General features: G+C 43.6%; 19 protein-coding genes. 17 read left to right on the forward strand and 2 right to left on the reverse strand.

Annotated features, from left to right (window positions below; translation table 11 throughout):
- The first annotated feature begins 156 nt into the window (after nt 1-156).
- The 11 genes from MSG37_RS04075 (at nt 157) to MSG37_RS04125 (ending at nt 12,938) form a co-directional block, all read left to right on the forward strand.
- Nucleotides 157-1,113 (forward strand): MoxR family ATPase, encoded by a 957-nt coding sequence (locus MSG37_RS04075; protein ID WP_248469591.1) that lies wholly within the window; start codon nt 157-159, stop codon nt 1,111-1,113.
- Nucleotides 1,113-2,039, forward strand: a complete 927-nt coding sequence (locus tag MSG37_RS04080) for a DUF58 domain-containing protein (protein WP_248469304.1) — start codon at nt 1,113-1,115, stop codon at nt 2,037-2,039. Before MSG37_RS04075 ends, MSG37_RS04080 begins: the two co-directional genes overlap by 1 nt.
- Complete coding sequence (locus MSG37_RS04085; protein WP_248469305.1) at nt 2,040-2,537, forward strand: DUF4381 domain-containing protein; 498 nt, start codon at nt 2,040-2,042, stop codon at nt 2,535-2,537.
- Nucleotides 2,531-3,547, forward strand: coding sequence for a VWA domain-containing protein (locus MSG37_RS04090; RefSeq protein ID WP_248469306.1), 1,017 nt, complete (start codon nt 2,531-2,533; stop codon nt 3,545-3,547). The genes MSG37_RS04085 and MSG37_RS04090 overlap by 7 nt, the downstream gene beginning before the upstream one ends.
- Nucleotides 3,548-3,549: 2 nt before the next feature.
- On the forward strand, nt 3,550-5,529 hold the full coding sequence (locus MSG37_RS04095) for a VWA domain-containing protein (RefSeq protein WP_248469307.1): 1,980 nt from the start codon (nt 3,550-3,552) through the stop codon (nt 5,527-5,529).
- On the forward strand, nt 5,523-7,214 hold the full coding sequence (locus MSG37_RS04100; RefSeq protein WP_248469308.1) for a BatD family protein: 1,692 nt from the start codon (nt 5,523-5,525) through the stop codon (nt 7,212-7,214). The genes MSG37_RS04095 and MSG37_RS04100 overlap by 7 nt, the downstream gene beginning before the upstream one ends.
- Nucleotides 7,215-7,619: 405 nt before the next feature.
- A complete protein-coding gene (locus MSG37_RS04105) occupies nt 7,620-8,183 on the forward strand; it encodes a sigma-70 family RNA polymerase sigma factor (RefSeq protein WP_248469592.1) in 564 nt (187 codons plus the stop codon).
- Nucleotides 8,176-8,880 carry a DUF3379 domain-containing protein gene (locus tag MSG37_RS04110; RefSeq protein ID WP_248469309.1) on the forward strand — a complete coding sequence of 235 codons (705 nt, stop codon included), beginning with the start codon at nt 8,176-8,178 and terminating at the stop codon, nt 8,878-8,880. Before MSG37_RS04105 ends, MSG37_RS04110 begins: the two co-directional genes overlap by 8 nt.
- A gap of 138 nt (nt 8,881-9,018) precedes the next feature.
- Nucleotides 9,019-10,470 (forward strand): sodium/proline symporter PutP, encoded by a 1,452-nt coding sequence (gene putP, locus MSG37_RS04115; protein ID WP_248469310.1) that lies wholly within the window; start codon nt 9,019-9,021, stop codon nt 10,468-10,470.
- 356 nt (nt 10,471-10,826) lie between these two features.
- The gene (locus MSG37_RS04120; RefSeq protein WP_248469311.1) at nt 10,827-12,077 is read left to right on the forward strand and encodes an outer membrane protein transport protein; all 1,251 of its coding nucleotides are present in this window, start codon (nt 10,827-10,829) and stop codon (nt 12,075-12,077) included.
- Nucleotides 12,078-12,221: 144 nt separating this feature from the next.
- On the forward strand, nt 12,222-12,938 hold the full coding sequence (locus MSG37_RS04125) for an SIMPL domain-containing protein (RefSeq protein ID WP_248469312.1): 717 nt from the start codon (nt 12,222-12,224) through the stop codon (nt 12,936-12,938).
- A gap of 106 nt (nt 12,939-13,044) precedes the next feature.
- On the opposite strand, the gene MSG37_RS04130 is transcribed toward MSG37_RS04125, so the two are convergent.
- Nucleotides 13,045-13,191 carry a hypothetical protein gene (locus MSG37_RS04130; RefSeq protein WP_248469313.1) on the reverse strand — a complete coding sequence of 49 codons (147 nt, stop codon included), beginning with the start codon at nt 13,189-13,191 and terminating at the stop codon, nt 13,045-13,047.
- 252 nt (nt 13,192-13,443) lie between these two features.
- Here MSG37_RS04130 and MSG37_RS04135 point away from each other — a divergent pair, with 252 nt between their 5' ends.
- From MSG37_RS04135 to MSG37_RS04160, 6 genes are all read left to right on the forward strand, one after another.
- Nucleotides 13,444-14,487, forward strand: coding sequence for an efflux RND transporter periplasmic adaptor subunit (locus MSG37_RS04135; RefSeq protein ID WP_248469314.1), 1,044 nt, complete (start codon nt 13,444-13,446; stop codon nt 14,485-14,487).
- Nucleotides 14,488-14,549: 62 nt separating this feature from the next.
- Nucleotides 14,550-17,771 (forward strand): efflux RND transporter permease subunit, encoded by a 3,222-nt coding sequence (locus tag MSG37_RS04140; RefSeq protein ID WP_248469315.1) that lies wholly within the window; start codon nt 14,550-14,552, stop codon nt 17,769-17,771.
- Between the two features lie 81 nt (nt 17,772-17,852).
- On the forward strand, nt 17,853-18,068 hold the full coding sequence (locus tag MSG37_RS04145) for a DUF2892 domain-containing protein (RefSeq protein WP_248469316.1): 216 nt from the start codon (nt 17,853-17,855) through the stop codon (nt 18,066-18,068).
- A gap of 25 nt (nt 18,069-18,093) precedes the next feature.
- Entirely contained in the window at nt 18,094-18,489 is a 396-nt protein-coding gene (locus MSG37_RS04150; RefSeq protein ID WP_248469317.1) for a rhodanese-like domain-containing protein, read from the forward strand.
- 517 nt (nt 18,490-19,006) lie between these two features.
- A complete protein-coding gene (locus tag MSG37_RS04155; protein WP_248469318.1) occupies nt 19,007-21,421 on the forward strand; it encodes a S8 family serine peptidase in 2,415 nt (804 codons plus the stop codon).
- 179 nt (nt 21,422-21,600) lie between these two features.
- Complete coding sequence (locus tag MSG37_RS04160) at nt 21,601-21,921, forward strand: VF530 family protein (RefSeq protein ID WP_248469319.1); 321 nt, start codon at nt 21,601-21,603, stop codon at nt 21,919-21,921.
- 85 nt (nt 21,922-22,006) lie between these two features.
- Here the strand turns inward: MSG37_RS04160 and MSG37_RS04165 are convergent, their stop codons facing one another.
- Nucleotides 22,007-22,813 (reverse strand): hypothetical protein, encoded by an 807-nt coding sequence (locus MSG37_RS04165; RefSeq protein WP_248469320.1) that lies wholly within the window; start codon nt 22,811-22,813, stop codon nt 22,007-22,009.
- Nucleotides 22,814-22,862 lie beyond the last annotated feature (49 nt).

Here is a 22,862-nt window from a genome sequence, read left to right on the forward strand (position 1 = left end):
ATAAAGCGTTAGTTAGCTATTAAAGCTGTCATTTTGTCACCAAGTAAAGCTCTGCTCGCACTATTAACATCAATTGGTACTAGCCAAACCCATAGGGAATTTTTTAGTATGTGGTTGGTCTATACCTTACTAACTTTAAATAAACCGAGTAGCATCATGCCTTTGAGTCGATTTCACGCGTTACGCGAATACTTAAACACTGTCATTTTAGGACAGCCTGTTCTCACCGAGAATCTACTAATTGCATTAATTGCCGACGGACACTTGTTAGTTGAAGGCCCACCAGGTCTTGCAAAAACTCGCGCAGTTAAAGCACTTTGTGACGGTGTTGAAGGTGATTTTCATCGTATCCAATTTACGCCTGACTTGTTACCAGCAGATTTAACCGGTACTGATATTTATCGTGCACAAACGGCAACTTTTGAATTCGAAGCTGGCCCAATTTTCCATAACCTCATTCTGGCTGACGAGATCAATCGCGCACCCGCTAAAGTGCAATCAGCGCTATTAGAAGCCATGGCCGAAGGCCAAGTCACTGTGGGTAAACATAGCTACCCACTACCTGAATTATTTCTGGTTATGGCAACCCAAAATCCATTAGAAAACGAAGGAACCTACCCGTTACCTGAAGCCCAGTTAGACCGCTTTTTAATGCACCTGAACTTAGATTACCCAAGTGCAGAAACTGAATTTGAGATCATGAGAATGTCTCGCAATGAAGCGTTAAAGCAAGCAGCGCCTCATGTAGAGCCAATTATTCAGGGCGATATATTTGCTGCGCGCGAACAAGCACTGCAGATCTATCTGGCCGAGCCTCTCGAGAAATACATCGTTGACATCATTATGGCCACACGTAAACCCGAAGCTTATAGCCAAGAGCTAGCAAGCTGGCTTGAATACGGTGTAAGCCCTCGAGCAACCTTATCTTTAGAGCGTTGTGCCCGTGCTCGCGCTTATTTATATGAGCGTGACTTTGTGTCACCAGAAGATATTCAAGCCGTTGCACCTAACGTACTGCGTCATCGTTTATTACTGAGTTATCAAGCACAAGCTGATGGTGTGAACGCCGATGATGTAATCAACCATATTCTTTCTCAAGTTGCGGTCCCTTAATGGTCGATACAGCACTGCCGTTGTTTAGCGACGGCATTCATATTACTGAAAAAGAACTCCTAGCCTGCCAAAGCTTAGCCAAAGCGCTGCCAGAAAAACGTGCCAAGGCAAAGGCGAGCCTTGCTGGTCACCGCGCCAGTTTAATAAAAGGCAGAGGTATGGAGTTTGCCGAAGTGCGCCACTACCAAAGTGGTGACGATGTGCGCACTATAGATTGGCGTGTAACCGCACGAACCGGTCAAGCACACACCAAACTTTTTGTCGAAGAGCGTGAGCGCCCAGTATTGCTATTACTTGATTTAAGTAGCAGCTTATATTTTGGCTCAAGCCTTATGTTGCAATCAGTACAAGCAGCGCACCTTGCCACAACACTAGGTTGGAATGCGATTATGCATGGCGACCGTCTAGGTGCGTTAATCGCTACTGAACATGAGCATATAGAGCTTAAACCACGCAGTCGTCAGCAAGGTATTTTGCAAGTGGTATCAGCAATTAAAAAGCTGCACCACAATCAATTACAAAACCTGACTCAAGAGCCTGAACCTGATCATATGGCCAAAGCCTGTCAGCGTTTGCGCCGCCTAGCCAAACCCGGATCATTAATTTGGATTGTTACTGACGGCAGCCACTTCTCACCAGCCTGCTTAGCTGCATTGTCAGATCTAAAACGACACTGTGATATTGGCGCGTTTTTAGTTACCGACCCACTGCGTCAAGGCGAGCTAACGCTACCCAAGCATTTTCAATTACCGGTTAGAGAAGGCGCTAAAGAGCTAATTATTGATCGTAACAGTTACGAGCAATGGCTATTGAGCCAAAAAACGCTACAAAACAACTTTATTGAAATGATGCAAAAATTGAACGTTCAAACTCGAATTGTCGATGCTGGCCGTCGTTTAAATCAACAATTAGGAGCGTTGAGATAAATGACTAGCTTAGCTAATCCGGCACTCGCTGGCCTGCAGGATATCCAAACGCCAGCAGAGATCGGCCTTTGGCCATTTGCATACGGATATTGGATTGCTCTAATCCTTATTCTCAGCTGCATTGCTGTTACGATAATTTGGTATAAAAACCGCCGTAAAATTCATGCTGCTAAAAATGCAGCACTAACCGAACTAACAAAGTTAGAGCTGCAAAATGAACAGTTTGTTTATGAAGTCAGTGCCATTTTAAAACGCGCTGCACTCAGTTACTCTCCACGCAGCCAAGTGGCGCAGCTTAGCGGCAATGATTGGTATAAATGGTTAAATGAGCAAGTCAGTACACCGCAAGATGAGTTGTGCGAATTACTGGCCAAACGTTTTCAAGCCAATGCATTTAGCGACGCAGACAAAACACAACTTAGAAATTGTGCCGAGCGCTGGATAAAATCCGCCTTGCCGTTAAAAAAGGCAGTAAAAAGTGAGGACGCAACATGTTAACCCTTGCTTGGCCTTTATTATTGATATTATTACCTTTACCTCTGTTGTTTAGAAAAAAGCAGCAGAGCAAGCCAATGACAGGTCACTTAGTGTTACCCGGTGCAAGTCAGTCATCCAATCAAGTGGTTACAGAGACGCGTCAGCGTACCCAAAAACGCTACTGGATTGTTTGGTGCCTATTAGTGTTAGCCTGCGCGAGACCATTATGGGTTGGTGAGCCGATTGAGCTGCCTAGTAAAGGTCGCGATTTAATGCTGTCGGTGGATCTGTCCGGCAGTATGCAGATTGAGGATATGGTGCTCGATGGTAAAACCATTGACCGTTTTACCCTTATTCAGCATGTCATCAGTGACTTTATCGAACGCAGAAAAGGCGACCGAATTGGTCTTATCTTATTTGCTGATCATGCATATCTACAATCACCGCTCACTCAAGATAGACGCACTGTTGCTCAATACCTAAAAGAAGCACAAATAGGCTTAGTCGGTAAACAAACCGCAATCGGAGAAGCCATTGCTTTAGGGGTAAAACGCTTTGATAAAGTAGAGCAAAGTAACCGCGTATTGATTTTGCTTACCGATGGCTCTAACAATGCTGGCGCCATTTCGCCTGAACAAGCAACTGAAATTGCTAAGCAGCGTGGGATCACCATCTACACCATAGGCGTTGGTGCAGATGTTATGGAGCGCAGAACCTTGTTTGGCAAAGAACGCGTCAATCCATCGATGGATCTAGACGAAACTCAACTACAGCAAATCGCTAGTGTCACAGGTGGCCAATATTTTCGCGCTCGCAACACCGAAGAGCTTGAAAAAATCTATCAAGTAATTGATAGCCTTGAGCCCGTAGCGCGCGACCAACTTAGCTACCGCCCACAAGCCGAGCTTTTTTATTGGCCACTAGCCTTAGCCCTTTTAGCATCAATTATTATGTCTTTTAGTTACATCTCTTTTGGCACCAATCGCCGTAAAAGCACCAATAAAGCTAATTCAGCCAAAGGAGGACGTTAACCATGCATTTTTTACGTCCTGAATGGTTTATTGCGCTTGTGCCGTTGGCACTACTGTTATTGATACTTTTTAAAAGCAAAGCCGCCAGCTCAAGTTGGGATCACTATATCGCGCCGCACCTAGCCAAAATATTGGTGGGTGGTGTAAGCAATAAAAAGCGCAACAATGTGTATTACCTTGCACTAGCTTGGTTTATTGCAGTATTTGCACTTACAGGCCCAGCATTCGAAAAACGCTCACTGCCCGTATATGAGTCAACCCAAGGTCGAGTACTGGTGATGGATATGTCTCTGTCTATGTACGCCGACGATTTAGCGCCAAACCGCTTAACTCAAGCAAAATATCGGGCAACCGATCTAATTGGTGAACTCAGTGATGGCGAAACTGGATTAATTGCTTATGCAGGCGATGCATTTGCCATTAGCCCCCTCACCCGCGATAAAGCTACATTATTAAACTTACTACCAACATTAACCCCGAGTATTATGCCCGTTAGAGGCTCAAACCTTGAAGCAGCGATTACTCAGGCACAGTCTTTACTCAGCCAAGGTGGCCACCTTCGCGGCGATATTGTGTTATTTACCGATGGCATTTCAGTGGCGCAGTTCAAGCGGGGGCAGTCGGCCGTAAAAGACAGTCCTTATCGTTTGGCTATTTTTGTTTTTGGTAGCCAACAAGGTGCGCCCATTAAATTACCAGATGGGCAACTGCTGCGAGATAACGCAAATCAAGTGGTCATAGCTAAAACTGACTACGCCCTACTAGATGAGTTAGCAAGTGATGCTAATGGCATCATGGTGGCTAATCGTGCCGATGGCAGTGATATAACCCAAATTAAACAGTGGCTTGCTAATACAAATGATACCAAAGCCAGTGATTTACAAGGTGAAACTTGGGTAGATCTGGGGCCTTATGTCGCCTTGTTATTATTACTTCCGGCGTTACTGAGTTTTAGAAGTGGCATGTTAGCTGCAGTAGCACTATTGATTATTGTGCTGCCAAACAATGTGGTCTATGCCAGCACTTGGGATAATTTATGGCAAACACAAGATCAACAAGCGATGCAAGCCTACAAAACTGAAGACTATGAAGCTGCTGCTAACCAGTTTGATGAGCTTCAATGGCAAGCCAGTGCACTATACAAAGCCGGCAAATACGCTGAGGCACTCACAGCTTTTGAGCAAGATAACTCAGCCAAAGGTTTATACAACCAAGGTAACGCGTTAATGCAACAAGGCCAATATCAACAAGCGCAAAAACGTTACGAAGCGGCTCTAGAACAAACTGCGGACTTTCCCCAAGCACAAACGAATTTGGATTTAGCCAAAAAATTACAACAGCAACAAGAGCAAAATAGCGGTCAGAATCAAGACTCTGAGCAGCAAAACAAACCCGATGGCCCTCAAGATCAACAGTCGCAAAGTGATCAGTCAAAGAATGAACAATCACAGGGTGATCAGTCGCAGGATAGTCAGTCACAAGCTCAAGATAAACAATCTAATGATCAGCAGCAATCTGAATCAGAGCAATCTCAAGAGCAATCAGAGCAGCAGTCATCAGATAATGAGCAAACTTCAGAGCAAAATAGCGAGCAACAGCCTCCACAAGATGAAGCTCAAAATGAACAGCAAAGCAGTCAAAGTGAAACAAATGAGCAGCAGCCAAACAATGACGCGGAAATGCAAGCCTCTGCGAGCGAACCACCAGCTCAACAATCTGAACAGCAAAAACAACTGACGGAGCAACAAGCTCAATCAAACTCTGCAGCACAAACTGAAGAAAACACTGAGCAGTCAGCTGAACAGTCTGAACAAGTTGCCGCAACAGCATTACCCGCAGATGAACCTCTGCCACCAGAAATGGAGCGAGCACTTCGCGCTATTGCTGATGATCCGCAGGTATTACTGCGCAACAAAATGCAACTTGAGTATCAGAAACGTCGCCATCAAGGCATCAATTCTAAGGAAAACGAACAGTGGTAATACGGTCTATTTTTGTGTTGGCGCTTCTCGCCCTAACCACCTTTCCAGCAAGTGCGCTGACGCAACTGCAAGCATCAGTTGACAGCAACCCGATTATGGAAGGCGAAACTCTGGTGCTCACCGTCACAGCTGATGACGATATCAATAGTGGCAAATTAGATACTTCAGCACTGCTTAAAGACTTTATGGTGGGCCGCACCAGCATCAGTCGCAGCAAGAAGATCATGAATTTTGATGCTTCTAATGAAACACGCTGGCAAGTTTTGCTGTCGCCTAAAAAAGCTGGGAATATTGTTATTCCAGCCTTTATTATTGATGGGGTTAGCTCTACACCAATCCAGCTATCAGTGTTAAAAGCAGGTTCTCAGCCACAGCAAATGCAAAATATATTTATGCGCGCCAGCCTCTCAAATGAAGAGGCCTATGTCGGGCAAATGCTTACTTATACAGTGAAGCTATATTTGGCTCTAGAACTACAGCGTGGTGTATTAAATGCGCCCGATCTCAATGGCGCTCAAATAAAGCAGCTGGGTGAAGACAGCGATAGCACCGAAATTGTTAACGGTCGCCGCTACCGAGTCATCGAGCGAAATTATTCAATCATTGCCGACCAACCAGGTGAGTTGAGCATCACTGGCGCCAGCTTTGCTGGTGACGTGTTAGTGCAATCAAGACGCAATGGTGCCATGTTCTCGTTTAACGAAAGCAAGCCAACTCAAACTCAAGCGCCAGATATAAAAGTGCAAATAAAGCCTATTCCTCAAGATTATCATGGCGAGTGGTTAGTATCTGATTTGGTGGTATTAAAAGAAGATTGGCCTGAGAAAACTGTCGAATACAATATTGGCGATCCGATAACCCGTACAATTACCCTTTTAGCATCAAATACAGATGAAACGAGCCTGCCGGAAATTAGTTTATCGGCACCTGCAGCATTAAAAACCTATCCAGAAAAAGCGCAGCGCAATACATTCTTACGTGAAAATCAAATGGTGGCTCAGCTAACACAAACCACTGCGATTGTAGCAACAAGCGGTGGTACTTATACTCTGCCTGAGATCAAAGTACCTTGGTGGAATCCGCACCTAAATAAGCAGCAATTTGCCACCCTGCCTGCGCGCACTATTGTGATAAAAGGCGCTGTTGTAGCCCCACCGCAGCCACAACAGCTACAAACACAAGAGCCCGCAACCAACACCAGTGCAGGATTCTGGCCATGGTTATCTTTAGTGCTGGCGCTGTTATGGCTAGTCACACTAATGCTATGGATAAATGCACGTAAACAGATCAAAGCAAAACCTGCAGCTAAAGCGGTAATTGCCAGCTCATCACCAAGCTCGAGTTTTGCAGAGTTAAAAGTCGCTTGTGATGCAAACAACCCAACTCAAGTATTAAACAGTATAAGCCGTTACTACACCGAGCTTTACCAGCGACCTATGTCATTAAGTCAAATTGCAATGACCGATGACTTTATCGCTAAAAGCATTAGCCTTATGCAAAAAGCGGCTTATGCACCTGTAAATACCAGCTCGGTAAATGCTAATTCGGTAAATACTAGCCCTGTAGGCAGCTCGAAAAAACCAGCTGAAGCTGTCGATTACGCTAAGCTAATTAATGTGGTTAAAGCGGCAAAATCAGAGCAGCAAAACGTTAATACGTCGGCATTGAGGCAGTTGAACCCTTAATCTGTATAAAGCGCTATTGACTCAGTTCAGCGATAATAGTTTTAGCACTTTAAATCTAAAAAGCCCGAAAGTGCATTAAGCGCTTTTGGGCTTAATTTTATTTCTACCTCATTTATTGGCTGCCTCACTTATTAGCTACCTCAATAGCTTCACACGCTTGTTTTGAACCGTGCTTACGACCAACCACTGATCTACGTTCTCGATCCTTTTGTTCCTATATACAGCAATCCTTTCCCTAAGCCTTGGGATTCAAACTCCTTGCTTATATCTAGTCGTGAGTACAAAGCAACGTTAACTTGCCCCATATTCTAAATCTGCAACTCATTCTAAATAAACAGCGTAATTGGTATTCCTCCAGTAACAAGGTTAAGCTGTGTTTTATTGATCCAATTAAAAAAATTAAAAATGTTTGAAAGTTGGCGAAATAAAAAATCAAAGTCCACGGTCTCCTCAGACATGGTTAGCAAACAACGACGATACGATAGCCTTGTCAGGGCACTTCATGCAGATATATATCGCTTCGCCTATTGGCTATGCGGCGATAAACACATTGCAGAAGACATCACTCAGGAAACCTTCCTTCGGGCTTGGCGTTCGCTTGATTCTTTAAAAGATGAAAAAGCCGCGAAGTCATGGTTAATAACGATTTTACGCCGCGAAAACGCAAGGCGTTTTGAACGTAAACAATTTAACTACTCAGATGTCGAGCAAGAATTTATCGAAGATACCTTCTCAGGGAGCACTGAGGAGCATGCTGAACAGCACTTGTTGCGTCGACAAATAGCCAAACTTGAGCTGGAATACCGTGAACCATTATTACTACAAGTGATAGGTGGATTCAGTGGCGATGAAATCGCTAAACTCCTCGACTTAAATCGTAACACCGTAATGACGCGACTGTTTCGCGCGAGAAACCAATTGAAAGATGTACTTGAACAACCAAGTCACAGGGGGCAATCCAATGGATGAGTTAAAATTCCGCCGCCAGGCCTACAGTGAACCCAATAACCAAGATCCTGACTTTCTTAAAGCAGCTAAAGACTCACCGGAACATGATGCGTTTTTAAATGATCTAAAGCAGCTCGATAATAAAATTGACCAAGCGCTGAAAATTGATGTGCCCGATGATCTTGCCGCCAAACTGCTACTTAAACAGCAATTGCAGCACCATCACACACAGCGCCGCAAAACCGGTTTTGCCTTTGCTCTTGTCGCATCTGTGGCTTTTCTGGCTGGTATGACATTTACCTTACTCAGAATGGGACCGGTTGACTTAAGTCAACATGCTCTTGCTCACGTGTATCACGAAGACAAAGCGTTGCATATTGACCGAGATGTACAATATCAAGATGTTAACTTTCAATTGGCCTCCCTTCGTGGCGGTCAAAATATGAAATTTACTCAGCAACCCGGCAAAGTATTTTATAGCACTTATTGTGACTTCCAAGGCGTACAAAGCCTGCATTTGGTAATGCAAGGCGAACAAGGTAAAGTCACCCTGTTTATTGTGCCACTAGAAGACAGGTTAGTGCTGGAAGAGGCTTTTGCCGATAATAAATACAAAGGCATGGGCTTTGAAACAGATAATGCCTATATGTTACTTGTCGGTGAGCAAAGCCAAGATCTCAACTTTGTTAAAAGCGAAATAAAACAAAGTTTCATCTAAATCCTTTACAACCAATGATGCCAACTAGGCATTATTGGTTGTAATTCATCACATTTCTCCCCTTTATTGGGCTCCAGCTCATACTTCTGTTAACATAGCGCTCCCACACATCGAAAATAAAAGAAGCGTGAATCACACATGACAATTGAATTACCCATTTTAATTACTTTTATAGGCTATCTCTCTTTAATGATGGGAATTGGCTTATGGGCTTATAAAGCGACAGATTCGGTCGACGATTACATTCTAGGCGGACGCGGCATGGGGCCGGGCGTAACAGCATTGAGTGTTGGTGCATCAGATATGTCAGGCTGGCTACTACTAGGCTTACCCGGCGCTGTATACCTCGGCGGACTTGGTGAAGCATGGATTGGTTTTGGTCTAGTGTTTGGCGCATGGCTAAACTGGTTGTTTGTTGCGCAACGCTTACGTGTTTATACCGAGTTTACCGACAATGCATTAACTCTGCCTGACTTCTTTGAAAAACGTTTTGAAGACAACAAAGGCATATTAAAGCTCGTTTCAGCCGTTACTATTTTAGTGTTCTTTACCTTCTATGCTTCGTCTGGCATGGTCGGCGGCGCTATTTTATTTGAAAAAGTCTTTGGTTTAGATTACACCCTAGCGTTAATCATAGGTTCAACCATTATTGTTGCTTATACTTTCGTTGGTGGCTTTTTTGCGGTGAGCTGGACCGATTTTTTCCAAGGTTGTTTGATGTTAGTTGCCCTACTAATAGTGCCTGTTGCTATTATGAGCCAGCCAGAAACACAAGCAGGATTGGAAAACATCGATCCAAAGATGCTTGCGTTTATCAGTGAAGACACGACGGTGCTTGGGATTGTTTCGCTGCTCGCATGGGGATTAGGTTACTTTGGTCAACCACATATTCTGTCGCGCTTTATGGCCATCGCAACACCAAACGATATACCAGTTTCTCGCCGTATAGCCATGAGCTGGATGTTACTTGCTCTTATTGGTGCATTAGCAACAGGTATTGCGGGTAGCTTATATTTTGCTGCTGCTCCACTTGCTAACCCAGAAACAGTATTTATCCACCTTGCACATGCTGCATTTAATCCATGGATTGGCGGGCTGCTAATTGCTGCCATTCTCTCAGCAATTATGAGCACCATCGATTCTCAGCTGCTTGTTTGTTCAAGCGTTATCACTGAAGATTTCTATAAGAAGTGGCTACGCCCACAAGCCCAAAGTAACGAGCTTATGCTTGTTGGTCGTATTGGCGTACTCGCTATTGCTGTCATTGCCGGCATTGTGGCACTCAATCCGGAAAGCAGTGTTTTAGGTTTAGTGAGCTATGCCTGGGCGGGCTTTGGCGCCGCATTTGGTCCAGTTGTATTATTAGCACTATTTTGGCGTGATTATAGCCGTAACGGCGCCATTGCAACAATTGTGGTTGGTGCCTTAACCGTTGTCATTTGGAAACAGCTAGACGGTGGTATTTTCGATATTTATGAGATCTTGCCAGGCTTTATTTTAGCCAGCCTAGCAGGTGTTATTGTAAGTAAGATTAACGCTCCTTCTGAGACAATCAAACAGCAGTTTGACCACTTCGAAGCTAAGCTATAAACACAGTAAATAGCTAAAACAGACAAAAAGCGTACACTTGTACGCTTTTTTATTTTTCAGAATAAGCGCCTTAAATTTCTTACAGTTACATCCCATTAACGAGTAGTGAAACCTGCTGCGTACTGCAAGTCCGTGTTGGCTATACTTTCTTTTAGCTGTTTCAATTAACTGCTTTATATATAAGCAGACACCGATGTTGTAATTAACTAATACTTAACAAAAAACAATCTCTGGTCGGAGTTGTTAGCTTGCCCTCTACTACCTACTATGCACTGGTCTAATAAGTGGATCCTGCCGTCAATCACAGTGAATTGGCCTAAAATAAGCGGGACCAAAAATAATAGAGATGAATAATAATGAAGTATTTCAACAAGACTCTTATTGCAGTATCAGTAGCTCTAGCAAGCACACAAACAATGGCAGCCGGCTTCCAGCTAAATAGCCAATCTGCAGCAGGTATCGGCCGCGCATTCGCCGGTGACGCTGTAATTGCAGATAACGCATCAGTTTTAGCTCGTAACCCTGCAGCAATGGCGATGTTCGATGACAAAGCTATCTCAGTAGGTATGACCTACGCCGATGTAACAGTTGAAGTGCAGGATGCGAACTGGACTCGTCCTCCTCTTGAAACTGTTGAGTACGGCCATGTAGCCAATGCCGCTGAAGGAAAGGTTATTCCAAACGCATACTATATTCAGCCAATCAATGACACTTTCGCATTTGGCCTAGCTGCATTTTCTAATTACGGTACAGGTACTGACACTAGTGACTTAACGGCAGGTGGAAACCTACCAGTTCCAGGTGATCTTGTTGGTAATACCGAAGTCACAACAGTAAACTTCAACGCTAGCGTATCGGCCCGCATCAACGACCAATGGAGCGTAGGTTTAGGCCTAGATATTATTCACGGTGAAGGTGTACTGACTCGTGACGGTCAAACAGTTCTTACTGGTCCAAACTCAGTAAACTTTGTTGATGTTGAAGCTGATGGTATCGGTTTTGGTGGTATCGTGGGTGTCACCTATGAAATGAACGCTAATAACCGTTTTGGTCTTAGCTACCGCTTCAGTCCTGATATCGAAGCTGAAGGCACCCTAAACCGTCTTGGTACTGAATATGATGAATTAACAGTACCACTAGCTGATATTGCTCAGTTTGCCGGTTTCCACCAGCTAACAGATGCCTTTGCAGTGCACTACACGGCGCAATGGACTCAGTGGAGCAATTTTACATCTGTTGATTTACACGATAACAATGGCACTACAGTGCTTAAAGAATACCAATGGAACGATTCTTGGTTCCTAAGTGCCGGTGTAACTTACCAATTAGATGAAAAAATGACACTACGTGCAGGTATTGCATACGACCAAGGTGTTGTTGGTGATATCGAGTCAATCTCTATCCCAGATTCTGACCGTAACTGGTTTACTGCTGGTGCAACTTATAAGTTAAACAAACACTCATCAGTTGATTTTGGTTATGCATACGTAACTGGCCGTGATACTGAAGTGACGGAAAAATCGTTAGGCGGCCTAAATGGCACACTAACCGCAACAACTAGCACTGGTGCTAACTACTTCTCATTAGCATACAACTATCAGTTTTAAGCTAAACGCTTAATTCTAGACAGCTTAAAAAGCCGCACTCAGTGCGGCTTTTTTATTGGCTGAAATACGTAAAACTAAATTCATTTGTTTTACTTGCTCAATCCTTGTTAACGTAAAGGCATAATTTTTCAGCGAGAAAATACCATGTCTAAAAACAATGCCCTTGCAGCGCTTATCCTTGGCGGCTTACTGTGTATAGGCCTAATCATGTTGGGTAACACTGTTGGCGATAAGCTTATCAAAATGAAAGCCATGGAACGGACTGTAACCGTTAAAGGTTTAGCTGAAAAAGAAGTGCGCGCCAACGTCGCCATCTGGCCCATACGCTTTACCGAGGTAAGTAACGATCTTAACCAACTTTATAAAAGTGTTGAGAATAAAACCGCTAAAGTGGTCAGCTTTTTGAAACAACAAGGCTTCAGTGATGATGAAATAACCGTTGCCTTACCAGCCATAAACGACAGGCAAGCACAGGGTTATGTCGATCCGAATGTGAAATACCGCTACTCAGCAGCAATCTCCATCTCACTGTATACTGAGCAAGTTGATTTGCTCCTAAGCACTCGCAGCAATATGCTCAGCCTCGCTAAAGATGGCATCGCCATATCTGATCAAGATTACAATAGCAAAGCACAGTTTCTATTTACCAAGCTCAATGACGTCAAACCTGAAATGATCCAATCGGCCACTCAAAATGCTCGACAGGTTGCCGAGAAGTTTGCCAAAGATTCAGACTCTAAACTAGGTAAAATCAAAAAAGCAGCTCAAGGGCAATTTAGTATTAATGACCGTGATAGCAATACCCCTTACATCAAAAAAGTACGTATCGTATCTACCCTAACCTACTATCTAAATGACTAAATGGACTAAGCGACTAGAAAAGCTAATCACCTAGCAGATTAACGCTATATACCTAAGGCTTCTGAAGCCTGAAGTAGCAATGTTCATCTAGAGGTTTACTTTACGCTCACCAAAAGTAAACCTCTGTCAGCTCAATAAAACAATCTCTAGGGCTAGCAATACCAATTGCCTGATCCGTGCAAATACCGCCAACATTACAGTAGCTAACTTCTAGCGATTTTAAATTCATCGCCTCCTCTTCTAATGACCTCATTGCCATTGCCCCCTAGCAACCTAGCAACCTAGCAACCTAGCAACCTAGCGACTCAAAGCTGACCTTTCATAGACATTGATTCAGAACATCCTAAAAAAATAAGCACGCTACTGAGTCAACATTCTACTGCTCCAACATTCGGCATGATTTACTTACAACTCATCCATCGTATTCCTCTAATGAATATTTATTGCATATAAAAAACACATCCATTAGAATTATTGCATGAATGAGTTTTTGGTATAAATTACAATGAAAAACGCCCTACACAACTCGAAGATAGTCAAAGCAGTATTGATAAGCGCATTAATTTCCGCCAGTACCACAGCACAATCAGCTGAGGCACTGCAGACAATAAAGGTTGAATTAACGCCTTCAGCAAATATCGTATCTCTTGATGCCTATGTTGAACCAGTAAAAGCCGCAACCGTGTCAGCGCAAACATCAGGTCGAATATTAAAACTGAATTACGATATTAACGATGTGGTGGAAAATGGTGCGCCATTATTAGAGATCACCAATGTAGAACAAGGGGCGCAGCTTGCTACAGCTAATGCCGAACGTGCCAAGGCACAAGCGATAAACATTGAAGCGCAGCGTCAATTAGCCCGCCATCAAACATTGTTTCCTCAAGGCGCGATTTCTCAAGGAGCGATGGACGAAGCTGAAGCGAATGCTAAAGCGGCGGAGCAACAACTTAGCGCTGCCAATGCCAGAATTACTCAGGCGACTGAATCAGTAAAATATACGGTTGTCACCGCCCCATTTTCAGGCATTGTCAGCCAAAGGCACGTTGAAGAAGGCGAAACGGTTAGCCCAGGCCAAGCCTTATATTCCGGTTACTCGCTAAACCAAATGCGCGCAGTTGCCCATGTACCCCAGCGTTATATTGGTGCGGTGAAAGCTCAGCCCCAAATTAAACTCCTACTGCCAAATGGCGAGCAAGTAGAAAGCCAGCAGTTCACGTTATTTAGCTTTGTTGACCCCAATACTCATAGCTATAAAGTACGGATAAACCTACCTGAAAACCTAACGAGCGTCATTCCAGGTAGCTTAGTCAAAGCACAGTTTTTAGCTGCTAGCCGCCCAGCCATATTTTTACCTGAATCATCACTGCTCACCATGAATGAGTTAAGCGCAGTTTATGTACTGCAAAATAACAGTTGGGTGCTCACTCAAGTGAGAACCGGGCAAAGTGACAGCGGTAACGTCGAGATCTTAGCAGGGCTTTCTAGCGGTGATGTTGTCGCTAAAGAGGCCTATCAAGCGCTGCAAACGCTCGACAAAAATAACTAATCATCGTTCACGCTCAAGTCATACAGCATTGAAATTAGTAAGTTGAAACTAGGATAGTCGTTATGCCAACTCAGCAGGATTTAGGAATTTCAGGCCGTATTGCGCGTGCCTTTCAGTCCAGTGCCATTACGCCGTTATTAGCGCTTTTAGGTTTATTATTCGGACTGTTTGCCGTGGTGGTCACGCCTAAAGAGGAAGAACCGCAGATTGATGTCACCTTTGCCGATGTGTTTGTGCCCTTCCCCGGCGCCACTCCGCGCGAGGTTGAAAACTTGGTGACCTTGCCGACCGAACAAATAATTTCAGAAATCAAAGGTATCGATACCCTATATTCTTTCTCTCAGCCTGATGGTGCGCTGTTTATTGTGGCCTTCGAAGTAGGGATTTCACGTAATGATGCCATTGTAAAACTCTATAACCAGCTTTACTCAAACCAATACAAGTTGCCGCTAGCAGCAGGTGTGGGTGAACCGCAGATTAAGCCACGCGGCATAGATGATGTGCCAATTATTAGCCTAACCTTATGGTCAAAGGATTCATCAGTGTCAGCAGAAATGCTCACTCAAGTCGCAAATGGATTAGAAACTGAGATAAAACGGATCCCGGGAACCAGAGAGATCAGTTCTTTTGGCGATCATCAGCTAAGTCTAAATGTCAGAATCGATCCGGTAAAAATGAATTACTATGGCGTGTCGTTCGATGAAATGAACCAAAGCTTACTAAGCAACAATCACATTTCAATGCCCAGCTCATTGGTTCAAGGTAACCAAGAGATAAAAGTCCAAGCCGGGCAATTCCTGCAAAATATTGAAGATGTTAAACAACTTGTGGTTGCGGTAAAGCAAGACAGCCAGGGTCATTCAGCACCTGTATATCTAGCTGATTTTGCTGACATCAGCCTTAAAGCTGCGCTGCCGACCCAAAGTGCTTGGCATGGTGATAAATACAATATTTATCCTGCTGTCACCATAGCTATTGGCAAACAACCCGGTGAAAACGCCGTTGATGTCGCCAATAATATTATGCAGCGCATCGAGACACTGCAAAACGTTTTGATCCCAAAAGGAGTTGAAGTCAGTGTTTCGCGTAACTACGGCGAAACTGCTGGTGAAAAAGCCAATACGCTTATTCTAAAACTGATGTTTGCCACAGCAGCAGTGGTATTGTTAGTACTTATTACCATGGGACTTAGAGAGTCAGCAGTCGTTGGCATTGCCATTATCATTACTTTGGCACTCACTTTATTTGCCTCTTGGGCGTGGGGCTTTACCTTAAATCGTATTTCCCTGTTCGCACTGATTTTTTCGATAGGTATTCTCGTCGATGATGCGATTGTTGTAGTTGAAAATATTCACCGCCATATGGCAATGGGCAAACGCTCATTTACTGAGTTAATTCCAATAGCCGTTGATGAAGTTGGCGGCCCGACAATTTTGGCAACCTTTACCGTGATTGCAGCGCTACTGCCTATGGCCTTTGTATCTGGACTAATGGGTCCGTATATGAGCCCAATTCCAATCAACGCCAGTATGGGAATGCTGATTTCATTGGCGGTCGCTTTTATGGTAACGCCGTGGCTTAGCCGAAAATTATTGCGAAAACCATCTAGTGCAAATACAGCCAATCATGTCACTGATGATAATCAAGGGCTGATGTTTAGATTGTTTAATCACTTAATTGGACCATTTGTACTAGGGCAACATGCCCGCAAAGCGCGAGTTGGTTTAGCGGCAGCGATTTTCATTTTAATTGCTGGCGCCGTTGCTTTGCCTATGGCCAAACTCGTGGTACTTAAAATGCTGCCTTTTGATAATAAATCAGAGTTTCAAGTCATGGTCGACCTGCCAGAAGGCACGCCGGTAGAACAAACTCAAAAGGCACTGAAAGAGCTTGGCCGTTATCTTAATCAAGTAGAGGAAGTTGCGAGCTATCAGCTTTACGCAGGCACCAGTGCACCCATTAACTTTAATGGTTTAGTACGCCACTATTTCTTACGTCAAACCCAAGAGCTTGGCGATATTCAAGTCAACTTAGTTGATAAAAAGCATCGTGACCGCGACAGTCATAGTATTGCGCTATCCGTTCGAGCTCCACTGCAAGCCATTGGCGTAAAATACAATGCCAATATAAAAATCGTTGAAGTGCCTCCGGGGCCGCCTGTATGGTCACCTATTCTTGCAGAAGTTTATGGTCCTAGCGAAGCAATTCGCGAGCAAGCCGCTAATCAGTTACTAGGCATATTCAAGCAAACTCAAGATGTGGTCGATATTGACATCTATCTACCTGCAGCAGCGCAAAAGTGGCAGGTAATCATCGACCGGAGTAAGGCCAGCTTACTAGGCGTGCCATATCAGCAAGTTGTTGACTTAATCGCGACCTCTGTTGGCGGCAAAAATGTCAGCTACCTGCATAAGAGCAATCAAAAATACCCAGTTCCAATAAACCTGCAGTTACAGGAAGGCGCCAAAGTTGATTTAGACCAAGTGTTGAATTTGACATTACGCGGCAGCAACGGTCAAACGGTTGCCGTATCAGAGTTGGTAAGGATTAACAAAGGCCATATTGATGCGCCGATTATTCATAAAAATATGATCCCTATGATCATGGTGGTTGCTGATATGGCAGGACCACTCGACAGCCCGCTGTATGGCATGTTCGATATGGTCGGGCAAATCAACAAGCAAAACCAGTCGAATGACCATTCAGGCTTTACGTTCGAACAACATTACATTGAACAACCTAGCGGTATAGATAGCGTTGCAGTGCTTTGGGACGGCGAATGGAAAATCACTTACGAGACCTTTAGAGATATGGGCATAGCTTATGCTGTAGGTATGATTGCCATTTACCTATTGGTGGTTGCACAATTTAGATCTTATCTGGTGCCACTCATCATCATGGCGCCTATCCCGCTGACCATAATCGGTGTTATGCCTGGCCATGCGCTCTTGGGAGCACAATTTACCGCCACTTCCATGATAGGCATGATTGCACTCGCCGGAATAATAGTGCGCAACTCAATATTGTTGGTGGACTTTATTCATCAACAAACTACGGCAGGCGTTCCATTTCAGCAAGCAGTGATTCATTCCGGTGCGGTACGTGCAAAACCCATCATGCTTACAGCCCTTGCGGCTATGATAGGTGCGTTATTTATTATCGATGATCCGATTTTTAATGGACTCGCCATTAGCCTTATCTTCGGCATTTTGATCTCCACCCTACTCACTTTGGTGGTGATCCCTGTGCTGTATTACGCCGTGATGAAAAAGCGCTACTCGTAATTTAAAACTGCTTGGCTCGCTATAAAGCCAAGCTAACTTGCAAAAATAACCGCTCAATCAAAATCAAAATAAGGAAGCACTATGTCAGTTGAACGCGCAACCATGGCTTTTGCCGGATTAATGGTATTACTATCAGTAGCCTTAACTATATGGATTAACGATAATTTTATCTGGTTCACAGTTTTTATAGGGGCAAATTTATTACAAAGCGCCTATACTCAATTTTGTCCCGCGGCGATTATTTTACGCAAAATGGGCTTTCAATCTGAAGCCCAATTAGCAACAGCCGAACATTGATGAATAACAAAAATAAGGTATTTTGATGAGTAACGCGTTTAAACTACAGTTTTTACAGCCAAAAATGATGGTTTTCTTATTAGGGTTAAGCTTACTACTTACTGTATTTAGTTCAGTAGTAACAGCAGCGGAGCTTGATGCTAAAGTCGCTTGGCAAAAAATTGACTCCGGTGCATTAGTTATTGATGTGCGCACAGCTGAAGAATTTGCCCAAGGCCATCTACCAGACGCTATCAACATTCCTTACCAGCAGATTAATCAAGCCTTTAGCCAGCAAGAAATCGCAAAAGACCGCTCAGTAGTGGTTTACTGCCGCAGCGGTAATCGCAGCGGTATCGCTGACAAAATGTTAGAAAACGCGGGCTTTACTAATGTTTACAACGGTGGTGGCTACCAAACATTAATGACGGAAAAGCGCTAAATACCATACCACTCTATTTAATTTACGCCATAAAAAGCTGCTTACGCAGCTTTTTTTATATAAAAGACATCAAAATATTAATGTTATAAAAAGCAGTTAACTTAGCTAATTCACCCACCCCTCTTATTTTAAGTAGCAATAACATATAACAATAATTGCATTATGTATTTCAACTATGAATTCATACACTTAATATTAGTTAAATCTAAATAAAACTTTTTGACTACTTTATACAAATAAACCAATTCGTAAATAGTAAAATAGCCACCAACAATACTAACCCACCAAAACCGACTAAAAAGCTAAAATAAGACATCTATTTAGCATAATTAATCATTAGCAGGTTTTTTTCTGCTTAGTACTTTCTATTTATTCCTTCCCCACCCCAAAATTAACATTTTGTTTACAACCAACCTTTCCATGGATACATTCTTTATCTCAAGAGCAACTTTTCAAGATTTTGCTCTGCAAAAAATACTAAAAACAAATAAATAACCTAAAAACATGGAAGACAGTAATGACTAAAAAAAATGTCAAACAGACAGCGCTATCGCTTTCGGTACTAGCACTTGCTATCTCTACAAGCATAAATGCCGCCCCCTCTTTGGACCTTAAACTTCAAGGTAATTCGCAGCAGCTCACTCAAGAAAACCCTTTACCTAAGCGTTATATCGTCAAATTTAAAAATGCTAACCCTAGTGCAGGGTTTACCCAATCCATTAACGGGCTCCAAAGTGCGCAATATGAGCCAAGAACCAATGAAGTATTCTCACATTTTCGCGCTCTTAACAGTGTTGCAGCAAAAGAAATGAAACGTATTGGTCGCAGTAATAGCTACTCCGTAAAATTAGATGACAACAAACTACAGCAACTTAGATTTCGCGCCGATGTAGATTATGTAGAAGAAGACGTGCCACGCCGATTATTAGCAGAAACGACTCCTTGGGGGCAAACCTATGTAGGAGCAACCAGCATTAGCGATAATCTGGCAGGTAACCGCACGATTTGTATTATTGACTCAGGGTATGACAGAGCTCATAACGATCTTAATGCTAACAATGTAACCGGTAGCAATAATTCAGGAACGGGTAACTGGTTTGATCCAGGAGCTGGTAATGCTCATGGCACCCATGTAGCCGGCACGATTGCGGCAATAGCAAATAATGAGGGTGTAGTCGGTGTTATGCCGAATCAAAATGCCAATATTCACGTGATTAAGGTATTTAATGCATCGGGCTGGGGCTACTCATCATCTCTGATCTCTGCAGTTGACACTTGCGTCAATAATGGCGCCAATGTGGTGACAATGAGCTTAGGTGGAGCAAGCTCAAGCAACAGCGAAAGAAATGCGCTCGCCGCACACCAAGGTAATGGCGTACTACTTATTGCCGCTGCGGGTAACGACGGTAATAGCAGCCATAGCTACCCTGCATCTTATGATTCGGTGATGTCAGTGGCCGCCGTTGATAGTAATAAAGATCACGCAGCGTTTTCACAATATACCGACCAAGTTGAAATATCTGGTCCAGGTGAGGCAATTCTTTCAACTGTTACACGCGGCGAAGGACGTCTTGCAGATATCACCATTGCAGGTCAGTCTTACTTTGATAATGGCATCGTCCCCCACAATCGTTATGTAAGATCAGGTACTAACCACGTAAGCTCGCCGTTAATCGGCAGCGCCAGTGGTACGCTAGCAGAATGTACTATCAATGGCAGCAGTTTTAACTGCGGCAACATGAGCAATAAAGTCTGTTTAGTTGAGCGTGTAGGTAACCAAGGGACAAGCTATCCTGAAATCGACGCAGTAAAAGCCTGTGCTAACGCCGGTGCACAAGCTGCAATCGTATACAGTAATAGTGCACTACCGGGTCTACAAAATCCGTTTTTAGTCGACAGTAATAACGAAGCCCCAATCGTGTCAGTTTCAGTTGATCGCGCTACAGGTTTGGCCCTAAGAAATCAATTAGGTAGTAACGTCAATGTATCTAATACTGATAATGAGGACTATGAATATTACAACGGTACCTCAATGGCAACACCACATGTATCTGGAGTTGCCACGTTAGTTTGGAGCCATCATACCCAATGTAATTCAGAGCAAATTCGACAAGCACTAAAAGCCACAGCTGATGATTTGGATGTTGCAGGACGTGATAATAAAACAGGTTTTGGTCTAGTGAATGCTGAGGCAGCAAAAGCTTATTTAGACGCCTCATGCGATGGCCCAACTGATCCAGGTACTGGAGATAATGTGCTAACAAACGGCGTAGCTAAAGTTAACTTAGCGGGCGCTAAAGGTGATGAACTCTATTACTCACTTGATGTTCCTGCTGGTGCCAGCGAACTAAGCTTTAATATGAGTGGTGGTAATGGCGATGCAGATCTCTATGTGCAATACGGCGCTTCACCAACTACCAGTGATTACGACTGCCGACCTTGGAAAAACGGTAACCTCGAGTCCTGCCCAATCACAACCGCACAATCAGGCACTTATTACGTTATGGTACAAGGTTATAGCGCCTTTAGCGGAGTCAATCTTATCGCAAGCTATAATGAGTCTACAGGTGGTGGTAATACCGGAGGCCCAGCAACTTACAGCAACACCAACAGCTACAATATCCCTGATAATAGCAGTGTCGGTGTTGAAAGTGTGATTGCGGCCACTCGCTCGGGTGATTCAGGAACGGTTACCGTAAAAGTAAACATCAGTCATACCTATATTGGCGATCTGCAAGTTGAATTACATAGCCCATCAGGTCAAATCGCAATCTTGCACGACAACTCTGGTGGCAGCAGCAATGATATTGTTAAAACCTACAATGTTGATATGTCTGGCGTTGATTCCGCAGGTGACTGGAAACTTAAAGCCGTTGATAGTGCGCGCCGTGACACTGGTAGCATTAACTCGTGGGAATTAAGCTTTCAATAAATGCTAAATAGCGTTGAAATGATCAAAGAGAGCCGTATAGGCTCTCTTTCATTTATTTCTTGTTTACTCATTTGTTGTACCAATGACAACCACTCTACTAACAATAAAGATCTGCCACAAATAAGCTGATATAATTACACCATTCAGGCAAGTACCAACAAGATGATTGCAACAACACTATGACTCAAGCAAATAACCCACTGCACGGAATTAAGCTCGAAGATCTATTAACTGATCTCGTCGACCACTATGGTTGGGAAGAACTCGGTAGCCGCATTGATATCCGCTGCTTTAATCACGACCCAAGTATTAAGTCTAGCTTAAAGTTTTTACGTAAAACTCAATGGGCACGTGACAAGGTTGAGTATCTTTACCTGAAGATGAATAACTTACCGCTGCCAGCACCAAAAGAATACAAGGATGAGCCTGCACCAGCTAAAGCTGTGAAGCCAAGAAAACAACTGCCGGCTGCTAACATAAAGATCTGGGGCAATAGATAATCCCCAATAGGATTGACATTAATAGGCTGGTTTATCAAGCCAGCCTATTAAAAATAGAACAGCATGAAATCAATTCTGATTAGTGCTAAATCGGAAACTCAAATATCAAGCGCCACACTTCGACTCCATCTCCTGCTCGATAACTGACACCAAAGCGCTCAATGCTAAATAGATCCCAGCCCACAGGCTTTGAAAACGCTAAAGTAACACCTACCTCATAACTATTTGCCACTAATACATCATCTTCAAATGGTGTAGCAAAACTTAGCTTATCAAAATACCAATAACCAGCAGCAAAAAAACGTGGCTCAATCTCAACGCCTTTCACCTGCACGAAGTAATTAGTGCCGATATCGACACCAGACAGCACCGCAGAATAGGTCTCACTGCTGTTGTCATGCAAGGTGGTATAACCGGCAAAAAAAGCTCGATTAACCCAAACCGGTGAAGTCTCACCCAGCTCAAAATCAAGCAAGCTCGACATACCCGCAGAATAGATAAGTACATCATTACCGTTGGTAAAGTTAGTGCCAAAGCCTAAATCAGCGTAGGTTTGAAACTCATGAGTATCAGAGGTTCTGACTCGGTATTCAATGCCGGGAGTCACGGTTAGTGTTCCCACACTTTTGGGAAGCTCACCGTCTGGTAAATCGCTCCATTTGAAATTAAAAAAACCTAACGAAATAGGCGTTTTCAACACTAGTGATTCAGTATCACTGCGCTGCAGATCAAAACTAATGGGGATATTGGCAACTGTTGCATCTTGGCCAGAGGTTCGATAGATACCACTCCCCAGGTAATTGGCAAACGCGTAATGGGTATAGTCCGTTTCAGCGGCTACAGGAAGTGCACAAATTAACGCAGAAGGAGCAAGGTAACGCAATCGGGCCATAGACTAAATTAAGGGTAATAAAGTACTGAGTGATAGCCCGAATATAGCG

Source organism: Shewanella sp. 1CM18E (assembly GCF_023161665.1).
Classification (GTDB): Bacteria; Pseudomonadota; Gammaproteobacteria; order Enterobacterales; family Shewanellaceae; genus Shewanella.